We start from the raw sequence: 14,673 nt of genomic DNA on the forward strand, positions 1-14,673 counted from the left end.
ACGTTATGTTTAAAAATTATCTAAAAATAGCTTGGAGAAATCTTCGCAAGCGCAAAGTGTTTGCCTTTATCAATATTTTTGGTTTAGCACTTGGATTTGGAAGTAGTATTTTGATTTATATATTTCTTAATTACCATCTTTCCTTTGATAAGTTTCATGAAAATTCGGACAGAATTTACAGAGTTAATACCGAAGAACATCGTGATGAGATTGAATACGAAGCAAGTGTCCCTCCTGCTTTTGCTAAGGTGTTTCGAGAAGATTATCAGTATGCAGAAAAGGTTGCAAAAATTGTATTTCAAGATGGTCTGACCATTAATGCCGAGGCAAATGGGAGAACTACAAAGCTAAAGGAAGATATCGCATTTGTAGAGGCCGATTTCTTTCAAATTTTCAATTTTCCACTTTTAAACGGACAAAAAGTTACGGGGCTTGAGGCTCCAAATACTGGTGTTTTGACAGAGAAAGCTGCTGCACGTGTTTTTGGTAAAACTGATGTAGTTGGCGAGACATTTGTTCTTGATAATAACAAAACGATAGAGGTTGTCGGGGTGTTAAAGGATCTTCCTAAAACAACCTTCTTAAATTCTGAAATGTTTGTATCCTTTCAGAATGTGAATGACATTTTTGAGTTCGCAGGAGGTGAAAATTGGGGAGGCATTACCAGTAATTTACAATGCTATGCGCTACTTAATCCGGGACAAAATGTTAGTGCAATTGAAAAGGCGCTTGAAGAACTTCCGGCAAAACACAGACCAAAAAGTAAGAATCGTCATGTATATAAGCTACAGTCTATTTCAGACATTCATCTAAACCCCGATTATACAGGGATTGATCCTGTGATTTTATGGGTTTTCGGCATCATAGGGGTTTTTCTGTTAGCAATAGCCTGTATTAATTTTGTAAATATATCAACAGCTCAAACCTTTTACCGCTCAAAGGAAATAGGAGTGCGTAAAGTACTGGGGAGCTTTAAAACGCATCTATTTTGGCAGTTTTTATCTGAGACCTTTGTAATTAGCCTATTTGCAATATTAGTTGGGATTGGACTTGCGCTGGTTTTTTTACCATCATTTAATAGTCTTTTCGAGCTCCAACTGTCATTTCAAGACATTTTAGACTATAAGTTTTTCGCATTCTTGATGGGAGCATTAATGCTGGTTTCATTTTTATCAGGTAGTTATCCGGGTATCATCATGTCTCGTATTGTTCCCGTTCTAGCATTAAAAGGGAAGGTGGATCATAATGATACAGGAGGTGCGTCAATCAGAAAGTTTTTAGTAGTGGCTCAGTTCGCAATTTCTATTGTTTTAATTGTGGCAACGCTTATTATTTCAAGACAAATAGACTATGCAATTAATACAGATTTGGGCTTCGATAAAGAGTCTATTGTAATGTCTGAAATTCCTGCAGATATCGAACCAGCTAAATTTGAAAGCTTAAAGCTAAGGCTGGCTAAAATTCCCGGAGTACAAAATGTTTCGGCTTGCTTAAGTAGTCCTGGCGGAGCGGTAAATAATTGGGGCACCAGTGTAAAATACAATAACAGACCAGAAGCTGAAGAGTTCAGTATTCAAGCCAAAATAGCCGATGTAAATTATCTGGAAACTTTTGATATAGAACTGGCTGTTGGCCGCAACTTTTTTAAAAGCGACTCGATTTCTGAGGTATTAGTTAATGAAAAATTTGGACAAAAGATCGGAGTGGCATCTTCTGATGAATTAATAGGTAAAAAAATAGAAGCCAATGGGGGAGATATTAATGCAACAATTGTAGGAGTCGTTAAAGACTTTCACGATGCAAACTTCACTCAAGAGATCCGACCCGTGATGATTGTAGCAAATCATAATTGGTATGGTGAGATCGCATTAAAGATCAATCATCAAAGTACAAAAGCGACCCTAGGGGCAATCGAAGCTGAGTGGCTTACTGCCTTTCCTGATTATATTTTCGACTATCGTTTCTTAGATGAGCGTGTTGCCGAGCAGTACGAGACTGAGCAACGCTACCTTGCACTTTCTAAAATTTTTGCAGGCTTAGCTATTTTCATTGGTTGTTTAGGGTTGTATGGACTCATCCTATTTTTTGTAGGACTACGCACCAAAGAAATTGGGATTCGAAAGGTTTTAGGAAGCAATGTAGTAAACATCTTAACCTTGTTTACAGTTGACTTTTTTAAGCTTATTCTTATCGCAGGAGCTTTGGCAACTCCGTTTGCTTGGTATTTGATGGAACAATGGCTTCAAGGATATGCCTATAGAACCAAAATACATTGGTGGTACTTTGTGTTAGCAATTGCTGCGGTAATGCTTATTACGCTTATAACTATCAGCTATCAAACGTTAAAGGCGGCCACAACAAGCCCAATTAAAAGTTTACGCACTGAATAATCATCATCAAAATAATCAATCATGTTTAAAAGTTATCTAAAAATTGCTTGGAGAAGCCTCCTAAAGAACAAGGGGTTTACGTTCCTCAATATTATTGGACTTTCGGTTGCATTTGGTGCTGCTATACTACTCAGTATGGCCGCACTTTTTGAGTTATCGTACAATCAGTTTCATGAAAATACCGACGATATTCAGCAAGTGTATATCACTTCTCAGCGAATCAAAGGACCCGAAGCAAATACCTCACATCCTATTCCACTTGCATCAACCTTAAAGGAAGAAATACCTGGAATTTCAAAAATTACGAGGCATTTAGAAGAAAACACCTTGCTCGCCTATAAAGACAAGGAGTTAGGAGCTGATCTTACATGGGTAGATCCCGATTTTTTCTCAATTTTTTCATTTCCGATACTTGAGGGAAACAGCCAAAACCCTTTTGAAGAAGGAAATACCGCTGTATTAGCTAGGGAATTAGCAACTGCCGTTTTTGGTGATGACAATGCAATTGGTAAGACCATAAATTTAATGGTTGAAGGCCAGGCAAGACCTTTTCAGGTAACTGCTATTATTGAAGATGCACCACAAAACAGTACAATGGATTTTGAGGTTTTAGTCAATTTCAAAAATATACCGGGTCATGATGAAGCAATGGACGATTGGGGATCTAGCAATCATCAAGTATTTTTAATATTAGATGAAGGTGTTACCACGGCACAATTTGAGACTGCCACAAATTCATTTGTCAATTTACATTACACCAATGAAATTGAGAATGCAAAGCGTGATGGCGTTTCAGTAGATAAGGAAGGTCAATATGTAAACTTAAGCTTATCTCCTTTTAAGGATGCTTATTTTACCGGTTACTCAAGAGGTACTGCGACCACTAATAAAAGTCTTCCATATATCGTTTTAGGAATCGCTTTTTTAATCCTGTTTATCGCTAGTGTGAACTTCATTAACATGAGCATCGCCAAAAACACAGGGCGACTGCAAGAAATTGGAATGCGAAAAACATTAGGTGCAGCAAAACGACATGTATTCTTTCAATTTTGGAATGAGAGCATTTTAATATTTCTGGCAACTATTATTATAGGAACCTTATTAAGTGCATTGTTACTAGACGACTTTAAAATCTTATTCAGAACAGGAGCGACCTACAGTAATACCTTTTCTCCAGCGATTTTAACCGGCGCGTTTATCATATTTTTTATCATAACATTAATTGCTGGGGGTTATCCCGCACTGTTGCTTACTAAACTAGGAACACTTCAAGCCCTAAAAGGAAAGTTAGAAGTAAAAAGCGGTAACGCTTTGCGCAATGTGTTAATGGTCGTGCAGTTTGCAATTGCAATTTTGTTAATCAGTGGCACATTTGTGCTGTGGGGGCAACTGGAGTATATGCGTACCAAAGATCTTGGTTATAATAAGGAGCAAGTTGTATCAGTGCCTTTAAACGGAAAGAAAAACTCGTACACCGCGGTTCAGTTATTACGGGAAGAGCTTTCAGGAAATAGTAATATTCTAAGCGTTTCAGGATCAGATAATGCCTTGGGGCGTGGTAAAGATGGAAGCGCCTATATAAGTCGATTAGGCTTCGATTATAAGGACCGTTCAGTCAAAACTCATATGTTGGTGGTAGACTATGATTACCCAAAAACACTCGATCTAGAATTGATCAACGGACGAACTTTTAATAGAGATTTTGCTGCCGATAGCTTATCGGTAGTGATTAACGAGGCAATGGCGAAAGAACTTGGAGAAGAAGATCCTGTAGGAAAGCGTTTCATTCTTAGTGATAGTATCAATTATACAATCGTTGGACTTGTTAAAGATTATCACTTCCATAAATTGGATAAAACAATAGAACCTCTCACTCTTTTCATGAATAATGATTGGGATCTATACTATGCATATATCAAAGTAGCACCTGAAAATCTCGCTTCATCATTTAGTGCAATTGAAACCGCATGGAAGGCCATAGAACCGAATGCGGAGTTTTTGGGTTCTTTTTTAGATGAGAATATCGACCGTGCATTGCGTCGTGAAAAAATAATGATCACCATCATCACTAGTGGGGCAATTGTAGCAATTATTCTTAGCTGTATCGGATTGTTGGCAATTTCACTTCTGGTGGTTAACCAACGCACCAAAGAAATTGGGGTTAGAAAAGTGGTAGGAGCCAGTGTCGCTTCGCTTGCAGTATTACTAGCGAAAGACTTTGTAAAGTTGGTTGTTATAGGATTTGTACTAGTGGTGCCTTTTGCTTGGTTCGCTGCAAAAAATTGGCTAGAGGGCTATACCTATCATGTCGACCTTTCTATTTGGTTTTTTATTGCCGCAGGAGCATTGGCGGTTCTGATCGCATTAGCAACCATTAGTACAGGGACAATTCGGGCGGCATTGCAAAACCCAGTTAAGAGTTTGCGTACAGAGTAGTTTTTAACCAAAAAATTAAAAAAATGATTACTAGTTATTTGAAAACAACATTTCGATCATTAATAGCCAACCCAGTATTTACTGGTTTAAATGTTTTTGGTTTGATAGTAGGATTCTCTGTAATGTATTTAGCATCTGGGTATTTAATTTTTGAAAATAGCTATGATACATTTCATGAAAACAGCGAAGAATTATACCGTGTTGCAAGAAAGATAAGGTCCCAAGACTATGCAGTTGTGGGCTTTAATGATAGCACTGCCGAGGAGCAAGAAAAGCAAATAGAGACAATTAAGAACATCACCGGAATAAAGAATGCTACTCAATTTATGGTTTTCAATGAGGTTGAATACCTAAATAAGGATGGGAAAAATTATGAAATAAAGCAAGTATTACATACCAACACCCCAGAGTCATTTGTGAAAATGTTTTCTTGGCAAATTTTGTCCGGCTCATTGGATAGTTTCTACGATAGTCCAAACACCGTTATGTTAACTGAATCGGAAGCGAAAAGGATTTTTGAACAGGATATTTCGCAAGTCGTAGGTGAAACTGTTGAAATCGATGGTATAAACTTTCGCATCGCAGCAGTGATAAAAGATGTTCCTAAAAATTCTCATTTCGACTTTCAACTTGCTTTAAATCAGAAAACGATCAACTATTGGGGGAGTCATTTATATGTACAGCTAGCACCTAAGATTGATTTAGCTGGCCTTAAAACAACGTTTGACTCTGAAATGAAAAAAATAATACCTCGTTTGGCCAATTCTGAAATACACAAAGGGCATTTTTTTCAACCAATAACTGATATCCATTTAAAGTCTAATATTCTATATGAATTAAAAACACCCGGTAACATTCAGTATATATACATTATTGGGATAGTGGGTTTTTTGATTTTAGTAATCACCATTTTTAATTATACCAATTTCACGCTGGCGCTTAAAGCGAAAAAATCAAAAACAATTGGGGTAAGAAAAGTAATGGGGGCATCTAGTAACAACATAGTCAAACAGTTTGTGGTAGAAGCAATAGTATTAGTCATTTTGTGTATGCCAGTTACTTTTTTACTAATAAGTGTTATCACTCCAATTTTTAATGAATTTATGGGAGTACAGTTGGCCTCCAATATGCTAACAGAACCATTAACCCTGCTGTATTTTGTTATTCTTGCATTGGTATTTGGAGTTTTGTCCAGCATTGCTCCTGCATTTTTGTTATCAAAAAGAAAGGCAATAACGTTATTCAACGAAAAATTAAAAGAAAAGAGCTTTCAACAGTTTTCGCTAAGAAAATATCTTGTGATCAGCCAATTTTCAATTTTAATTGGTGTTACCTGTGTTTCCTATTTCATGTATCAACAAATAAAATATATAGAAGATAAAGATGTAGGGTATAACAGCAAGAATTTAATTTACACCTATTCCTCAGAGGAGACGTTAGACTTGTTTCAAAAAGAAATAAGAGCAATACCAGGAGTTAATTATGTGGGTAACGGGTCCTCTTTCGCGATAGAAACATTCAACAACATTAATTATAAAATTGAAGATTCTGATGAAGTTTTTTCAGATTCAAATCAGTTTTATCTTGATTATGATGCCATTCAGGCTTATCAATTAAAAACCACATTGTCGCCTGAAATTTTTAATTCAACTGAAAAGCGATTTAGGCGAACACTAATAAATAGATCGGCAGCTGAACGCTTTGCGGCTATTAGGCAAGTTAGTCCTGACAATATTATTGGAATGACTGTTGTTACAGAACCTTCTTACCAAAATGAAGATGGTACTATGGGGTTTCCTTTTACAGTAGATGGTATTTATGAAGACATTAATGTGTTTTCATTAAAGGAAAACATTACCAGTTATTTTATTACTGTTTCTGATAGAGTTAGAATGTCTGGGCGCAGTATAGTTTCGGTTGATGCTTCAATAATGCCAGAAGTAGTTAACAAAATAAAGGCCATACACAGTGATCTTGATGAAAAAAACCCTTTACAAATAGAATACGCAGATAATAGCTTTCAAGAATTACATAAACAGGATTCAAAAACTGCTAATCTCATTTTTATTTTAAACTTCTTGGCGACATTTTTAGCGTTCTCAGGAATAATTGGTATCACTTTACTCTTAGTAGTAGGGAAGACTAAGGAGATCGGGATTCGGAAAATATTAGGTGCTTCATTGTATGCGATACTTAAATTATCGGTAAAAGAATATATCTCTTTTATTATTGTTTCTTTCCTAATAGGAGCGCCCATAGCTTGGATTGTAATTAGAAAGTGGCTTTCAAACTTTGCTTATAAAGTGCAAATACAGCCGACCGTTTTTTTGTTGGTACCGCTATTTACTTTTTTACTGATAGCTTTAGTAGTTGGAGGAGTATCCTTTCAAGCAGCTCGCGCAAATCCTGTAAAAAGTTTACGAACCGAATAATCAATCATCATAAATCAATCAAAGAATGTTTAAGAATCACTTAAAAATAGCATGGCGAAGTATTTTAAAAGATAAACTGTTTACGAGTATAAAAATTGGCGGTTTTGCCGTTGGTATCGCCGCCTGTTTACTCATTACCTTTTTTATAAAAGATGAGTTAAGTTACGATAAGCATTACGAGAAAAAAGATCAGATTTACAGAGTTGTTTTTCAGGGGATGTTCAATGGTGAGGTAATGAAAAGTGTTCATTTTCCATTGCCCTTTGCAGAAGCACTTCAAAACGACTTTCCTGAAATAACAAAGGCAGGAAAGGTAAACGCTTCAGAACTTTTCGGAGCCGGCAAACGTTCTTTAAAAGTTAGTGGCAAGTCAAGAAATAACTTAGAAGATGGGTTTTTACTGGCGGATCAGAATGCACTAGAGGTACTAGAAATATCACTCGGAGAAGGCGACCTTGAAAGCGCAATGACGCAGCCTAAAAGCATGGTAATGTCACACGAAAAAGCAAAAATCTACTTTCCTAACGGTAATGCTGTTGGTAAAACAGTGGTTTTAGATGACAATCCTGACGAAACGTATACCGTAACTGGGGTGATAAATCCTTCATTACATAAATCGCATTTAAACTTTGATTTCTTGTTGAGGATTGAGGATCAAAACATGAATTGGACGCATCAAAATTATTATACCTATATACAAGTTGCTCCTAACACAAATGTCGCCGATTTAGAAAAAAAGATGTTTTCGATAATGGAAGATTACATCATTCCCGCACAAATTGAACGAAGTAGATCGGCAGATTTTATAGAAGTTTTAAAAACCATTGAGTATAAGCTACAGCCAATCGCAGATGTACATTTAAAATCTGATATAAGAATGAACGACGGATTGCGGCATGGAGATATCAGATTTGTTTGGTTGTTTGGTGCTATCGCAATTTTTATATTGTTATTGGCTTGCATCAATTTCATCAACTTATCAACTGCAAAATCGGCTAACCGAGCAAAAGAAGTCGGATTACGAAAAACGGTGGGAGCCTTCAAGCGAAATCTCGTTACCCAGTTTTTAACGGAGTCGGTGCTGTTTAGCATCGCTTCGTTCGCACTGGGAATTTTATTGACATGGTTGTTGCTTCCTACATTCAATGAAATAGCAGGAAAAAGCATTAGTATGCCTTGGGGACAAGTATGGTTTGTTACCATTCTTCCTTTAGCCGCTTTAGTAGTAGGGCTTGTTGCCGGGCTATATCCGGCATTTTATTTATCGGCATTTAGACCGGTCAATGTATTAAAAGGGAGTTTACAAGTAGGAGCTAAAAGCGGGAAACTGAGAAGTGGCCTTGTCATATTTCAGTTTACGACCTCGGTTGTTCTGATCATAAGTACATTGGTTATTTATAAGCAAATGGACTTTATCCTTCAAAAGGAATTGGGTTATGAAAAGGAGCAAGTACTGGTAATTAACGGGGCTGAATCGCTTGGAAAAAAGGTGGAGAGCTTTAAAAATCAGTTAAGTGAGTTATCATTTGTAAGCCAAGTATCTCAAAGCGGGTATTTACCAGTAGATGGTTACGAGCGCAATGGGAATACATTTAAAAATGAAGGAGAGGGAGCGGAAACAAGGGGTGTACCAGGTCAAATATGGCGAGTTGATTATAGCTATCTAAATACGCTTGGAATTAAATTAAAACAGGGGCGAGATTTTTCAGAAGAATATGCCTCTGATGCCTCCGAAGCCATTATTATTAACGAGAAAATGGCTGGCCAATTAGGTCTTGAAAATCCGATAGGTAAGTTTATTAATAACAACTATGCCACTTGGAAGATTGTTGGGGTTATTGAAGATTTTCATTTTAAATCGCTAAAAGAAGATATTCAACCGCTGTCTCTAGTGATCGGCAGAAATTACGGCGCCATCATGATTAAGTTAAAAGGAAACTCCATCAATGAAGCGGTTTCATCGGTAGCGTCTGTTTGGAATAAAAATATGCCCGATCAAAATTTCAGCTATACCTTTTTAGACCAAGACTTTGCAACGATGCATCAAGATGTAAAACGAATGGGAGTGATTTTTAACAGCTTTGCATTCTTCGCAATTTTTGTGGCTTGCTTAGGCTTGTTTGCCTTGTCTGCTTTTATGGTAGAGCAGCGTAAAAAAGAAATTAGTATCCGTATGGTATTAGGAGCTCCTTTTAAAAGCATTTATAAGTTGCTAACCTTGAGTTATATGAAACTTATTATCATTTCAATTGTTATTGCTACGCCAATTGGGGCTTATATCATGTCAAAATGGTTGGAAGATTTCGCGTATAAAATTGATATTGATTGGAAGGTTTTTGCCTTGTCAGGAATTATTGCCCTTGGGATTGCCATACTCACAATAAGCTACCAGTCAATTAGTGCTGCATTTATACAACCTTTGAAAAGCCTGCAAAGTGAATAAATCATCAATCAAAAACAGGAAATCATGTTTAAGAATTATTTAAAAATTGCCTGGAGGAGCCTAAGGAAACAGCCATTCTTTACCTTCTTAAATACTTTTGGTCTTGCCATTGGTATTGCGGGGGGCCTTCTTATTTCACTATATATCTATGATGAATTGAGTTTCGATAAAATGTTTACTGATGCTGATCGTATTCATCGTATTCATGTCGATGTCAAATTTGGAGGAACAGAAAGTGTTATGGCTGAAGTATCGGCTCCAATGGCAGAAACAATGGTTACGGATTTTCCTCAGGTTGAATTAGCCACCCGATTTAATAGCACAGGTAATATGCTAATACGAAAGGAAAACTCACAAAAAAATACAAAGGAGCCATTTTCAACATTTGTCGACGCTTCCTTTTTTGAAATGCTGGATTTAGATTTGCTGAGCGGGGATAAAAAGACAGCATTAAACGAGCCAAATACAGTAATACTAACCCGAACTGCTGCAGAAAAACACTTTGGTATTAATGAAGCAGTTGGTCAAACAGTAATTCTTGATAATAATGATACGTATACTGTTACCGGGGTAATAGAAGACATGCCAAATAATTCATTTCTTCGGGATTATTCTGTTTTTATGGCGATGGCAGGACTTGAAGACGCATCTGATACAGAGTGGACGAGTCATAATTATTACACCCTGGTAAAGCTTTTGCCAAATACAAATATGAATGATTTTCAGGAGGCACTGCAATCAATGTTCAACACCTATGTTATACCCTATGCCCAAAACTTCTTTCCTGGTATTACCGCGGCGCAATTTGAAGCATCTGGGAATCACCTATATTTTGGCAGCACGCCATTGACTGATATTCATTTGTATTCTGATCTAGATGGCGAAATGAGCGCAAATAGTACGATTAACAATGTATATATTTTGTCATTTATAGGGCTCTTTTTGTTGGTGTTGGCCAGTGTTAATTTCATGAATTTATCTACAGCTCATTCTCTAAAAAGAGGAAAGGAAGTTGGCATTCGAAAAACGCTAGGATCAACCAAAATAAGCTTGATCAAGCAGTTTTTATTCGAGTCCGGTCTTATTACATTTATTTCTTTACTTTTTGCTTTGGTAATTGCATTTCTTGCGTTACCGTTTTTCAATGCTTTGGCTGATAAGTCGATTGAAATTCCATTTTTCAACCCAGTTTTCTGGATTATGTTATTGGTGGCGACTGCAATTTTGGGATTATTCTCAGGCTGGTATCCTGCTTTTTTTATGACAAGGTTCATTCCTGCCAAAGTGCTCAAAGGCCTAAGTTCAAAAAATATGGGAGATGCAAATGTGCGTAACTCACTAGTGGTATTTCAGTTTGCAATATCAGTGTTTCTTATTATTAGCACGTTAATTGTTTATCAGCAACTAAGTTTTATACAGAGTAAGGAATTGGGTTTCACCAAAGATCAAGTGCTTATTATTGAAGATGCATATGCCGTTGGAGATAGAGCGAACTCATTTAAGGAGCAAATAAAACAATTGGCCCAAGTTGAAAGTGTTTCACTTACGGGATACTTGCCCACACCGTCATTTAGAAGTAATACCAGTTTTGGCAGGGAAGGTAAAATGAATCAGGAAGATGCCATTAATATGCAAATTTGGGAAGTTGATCACGATTACATTCCTACCTTGAATATGGAGATTGTCGCCGGAAGGGATTTCAACCAAGAATTCACTGCCGATTCTACTGCGATGATTATCAATGAATCTGCGCTAGCAATTATCGGCAAATCTGCGAATGAAGCATTAGGTATGCGATTGTCTAGAAATCTTGGTCAGGGTGAGAACATGGAATTTCTAACTGTCATTGGGGTGGTAAAAGATTTTCATTTTGAAACACTTCGCAAAGATATTGGCGCACTTAGTTTGACTATAGGTGATTCTCGAGGTTCAATGGCTATTAAATTAAGTGCAGGAGATTTTTCCAATGCTATTGCTGCAATCGAAAACACATGGAACGAGGTCGCGCCTGGGCAACCCTTTACCTATCGGTTTATGGACGAAGCTTTTAACACTACCTATAGGGCTGAGCAAAATCTAGGAAGAATATTCGTGGTATTTACCATCCTATCTATTTTAATTGCCTGTCTAGGGTTATTTGGTCTTGCAGCGTTTAATGCCGAAAAAAGAACAAAGGAAATTGGCGTTCGAAAAGTCTTGGGGGCTAGCGTTTCTCAAATTGCATTTAAACTGACCATAGATTTTCTGAAATTAGTAGGAATAGCCATTCTTATTTCCCTTCCGTTTGGGTGGTATGCTATGAGCAAATGGCTGGAAGATTTCACGTACAAAATAGATATTGGCTGGCAGGTATTTTTTGTTTCTGCTTTAGCTGCAGTTATAATTTCAATTATAACGGTAAGCTATCAAAGCATTAAGGCCGCTATTGTTAACCCTGTAAAAAGTTTAAGAACGGAATAGCTGATAAGTTAACCAGAAAGGTTTTAGCTATACGTCAAAAAAAAGAAATTATGTTCACATTATACATCAAAATTGCTGTTCGATATTTATTGAAAAACAAGTTGTATTCTTTTATCAACATAGGAGGATTAACAGTTGGGGTCGCTTCATTTATACTAATCATGGTTTATGTAAACTATGAACGTAGCTTCGATAAGTTTGAGGGATCAGAAAATGTGTATCGTCCATATTTAGATTATTTAGAAGGTGATACTTATGTGCCGGGTGACGCTATGACTTATAATGTTACAGGCCCAACCTTAAAAGAAAAATATCCCGAGATACTAGACTTTGTTCGGTTTTTTTACTTTGAAAAAGTAACGTTTCAGGTTGGTGAGAATATAATAGAACAGCCAAGAGGGTCGATGGCAGATGATAGCTTCTTTAACATCTTTACTTATGATCTCCTTCAGGGCACTAAAGAAACTGCTTTAAAAGAACCCAACACCATTGTACTTACTGAGAGTCTAAAGAACAAGTTATTTGGCAACCAAGATCCAATGGGTAAATCAGTTAAAATGGTGTGGGACGGCGATGCTCTTACTTTAAAAGTAAGCGGAGTAATGCAGGATATTCCTAAGAACTCTCATTTTAAAAATGCGTATCTAATTTCATTTAGCACTCAAAAAGCGTGGGATATATTTGGCCCAAGGCATACTGACCTTAACTGGAACATGAACAACTACTACACGTATTTTAAAGTGGATAAGAATGCCAGCATCGCCCAGCTAAGACAAAAAATAATTAATGACGACATAGAAGATGACCCTGATGAACGACACAATATTCAAGCAATTCAAGACATTCATTTACAATCTAATATGCCATTTGAGATTGAAACTAATGGCAGTGCCACACGAGTAAAATTTTTAACAGCTATTGCTTTTATTATTCTTGTTTTATCTTGGTTAAACTACATCAATTTATCCACCACAAAGTCATTAGAGCGTGCTAAAGAAATTGGGATTAGGAAGGTAGCCGGTGCACAAAAAAGGCAGCTTATCATGCAGTCGTTATTAGAGTCAGTGATACTTAATGCAGCTGCAATAGCAATCGCATTAGGAGTCGCGCTTATTGTACTACCCATTTATAACAATCTTACAGGAAGTGATCTTAGTATTAGTTTAAGCAACCTTAAACAGTTAGCTCCGGTTTTAGGTATTATTCTTTTGGGAATGATATTGGCTGGTTTATATCCTGCTATGTTGTTAAGTAGTTATTCGCCTTCAAAAGCATTAAAAGGTAAGGTTCGGGCTTCTGCCGGGGGGTTGAACATAAGAAAAGGCCTGATCATTACCCAGTTTTTGGCGACTATTATTTTAATAATTGGCACTTTTGTAGTGACCAAACAAATAGACTACATTCAAAATCAACCAACAGGGGTCAACCTCAATCAGATTGTGTCTATTCAAGGAAGTGTGATATCAACCAAGAAAGATTCACTACTTCAAGAAGAGTTTAATGTTTTACAGACTGAGCTTTCAAAGCTTCCTTTCGTTGAAAAGATCACAAACTCTAAAACAATTCCAGGAGCAAGTTTTGATCAACTTTCTTCTTCAGTTGGAATAATACTTCCCGGAGGCGTTGAAAATGATCAACAAATATGGTATCAATACTACACCCAGCGCGACTATTTTGAACTTCTTGAAATTGATTTTGTTGCGGGTAAAACTTTTGTAGACACTCCAAGAAAAACGAGTAACAATGTTGTCCTAAATGAAACATTTTTGAAGGTAATGAATATTCCAGATGCGAATGCCATTATTGATAAAACAATTAGATTTTGGGGTAATGATTGGCTCGTTACTGGGGTCGTGAAAGACTATCATCATTTTGGTTTAAAAAACCCAGTACTGCCGATGGTCATTACCCATGGACAGTCTGACAATAACATCTTGATTAAGTTAGATGAAAAAGCTTCATCAGTAGCAGGGTTCTCATCTGCAATTTCTCAAATAAGAAGTACTTGGAGAGATTTATTCCCATATAGCACATTTAATTATACGTTTTTAGATTCAAAATTTGAAGAGCAATACGCCGAAGACAAAAAGTTCGGAACAGCCTTTACTGTATTCACCCTACTAGCCATTTTCATTGCGTGTTTAGGGCTGTTTGGTCTTACTTCGTACACCTGTATTCAACGTAAAAAAGAAATTGGTATTCGAAAAGTAAATGGAGCATCGGTACTGAAAATACTGAAGCTTTTAAATATTGATTTTATAAAGTGGGTAGCTATTGCCTTTATTGTAGCAGTACCATTAGGGTGGTATTTTATGAATAATTGGTTAGAAAACTTTGCTGTTAAAACTAGTATTAGTTGGTGGGTTTTTGTCCTTGCAGGTATTAGTACTTTATTGATCACCTTGCTAACGGTTAGCTGGCAGAGTTTTAACGCTGCTAACGGGAATCCTATAGAAGCATTAAAAGACGAATAGTCTTATATCAACCTGCATTAAGTTGTTTAGTCATCAAT

General features: G+C 36.7%; 6 protein-coding genes. All 6 read left to right on the plus strand.

Translation table 11 applies throughout. From position 1 onward, the window contains the following. The first annotated feature begins 5 nt into the window (after positions 1-5). The 6 genes from ABN763_RS04805 to ABN763_RS04830 are packed head-to-tail and all read left to right on the plus strand — an operon-like array spanning position 6 to position 14,635. Positions 6-2,390, plus strand: a complete 2,385-nt coding sequence (locus ABN763_RS04805) for an ABC transporter permease (protein WP_410484297.1) — start codon at positions 6-8, stop codon at positions 2,388-2,390. Between the two features lie 21 nt (positions 2,391-2,411). After that, entirely contained in the window at positions 2,412-4,826 is a 2,415-nt protein-coding gene (locus ABN763_RS04810) for an ABC transporter permease (RefSeq protein WP_410484298.1), read from the plus strand. A 23-nt stretch (positions 4,827-4,849) separates the two neighbouring features. Further along, on the plus strand, positions 4,850-7,258 hold the full coding sequence (locus ABN763_RS04815) for an ABC transporter permease (RefSeq protein WP_410484299.1): 2,409 nt from the start codon (positions 4,850-4,852) through the stop codon (positions 7,256-7,258). Between the two features lie 25 nt (positions 7,259-7,283). Next, positions 7,284-9,701 (plus strand): ABC transporter permease, encoded by a 2,418-nt coding sequence (locus ABN763_RS04820; RefSeq protein ID WP_410484300.1) that lies wholly within the window; start codon positions 7,284-7,286, stop codon positions 9,699-9,701. 24 nt (positions 9,702-9,725) lie between these two features. Further along, positions 9,726-12,161: an ABC transporter permease gene (locus tag ABN763_RS04825; protein ID WP_410484301.1), complete on the plus strand. Its 2,436-nt coding sequence runs from the start codon at positions 9,726-9,728 to the stop codon at positions 12,159-12,161. A 50-nt stretch (positions 12,162-12,211) separates the two neighbouring features. After that, positions 12,212-14,635 (plus strand): ABC transporter permease, encoded by a 2,424-nt coding sequence (locus ABN763_RS04830; RefSeq protein WP_410484302.1) that lies wholly within the window; start codon positions 12,212-12,214, stop codon positions 14,633-14,635. Positions 14,636-14,673: the final 38 nt, after the last annotated feature.

This window comes from Spongiivirga sp. MCCC 1A20706, from assembly GCF_046524175.1.
GTDB lineage: Bacteria > Bacteroidota > Bacteroidia > Flavobacteriales > Flavobacteriaceae > Spongiivirga.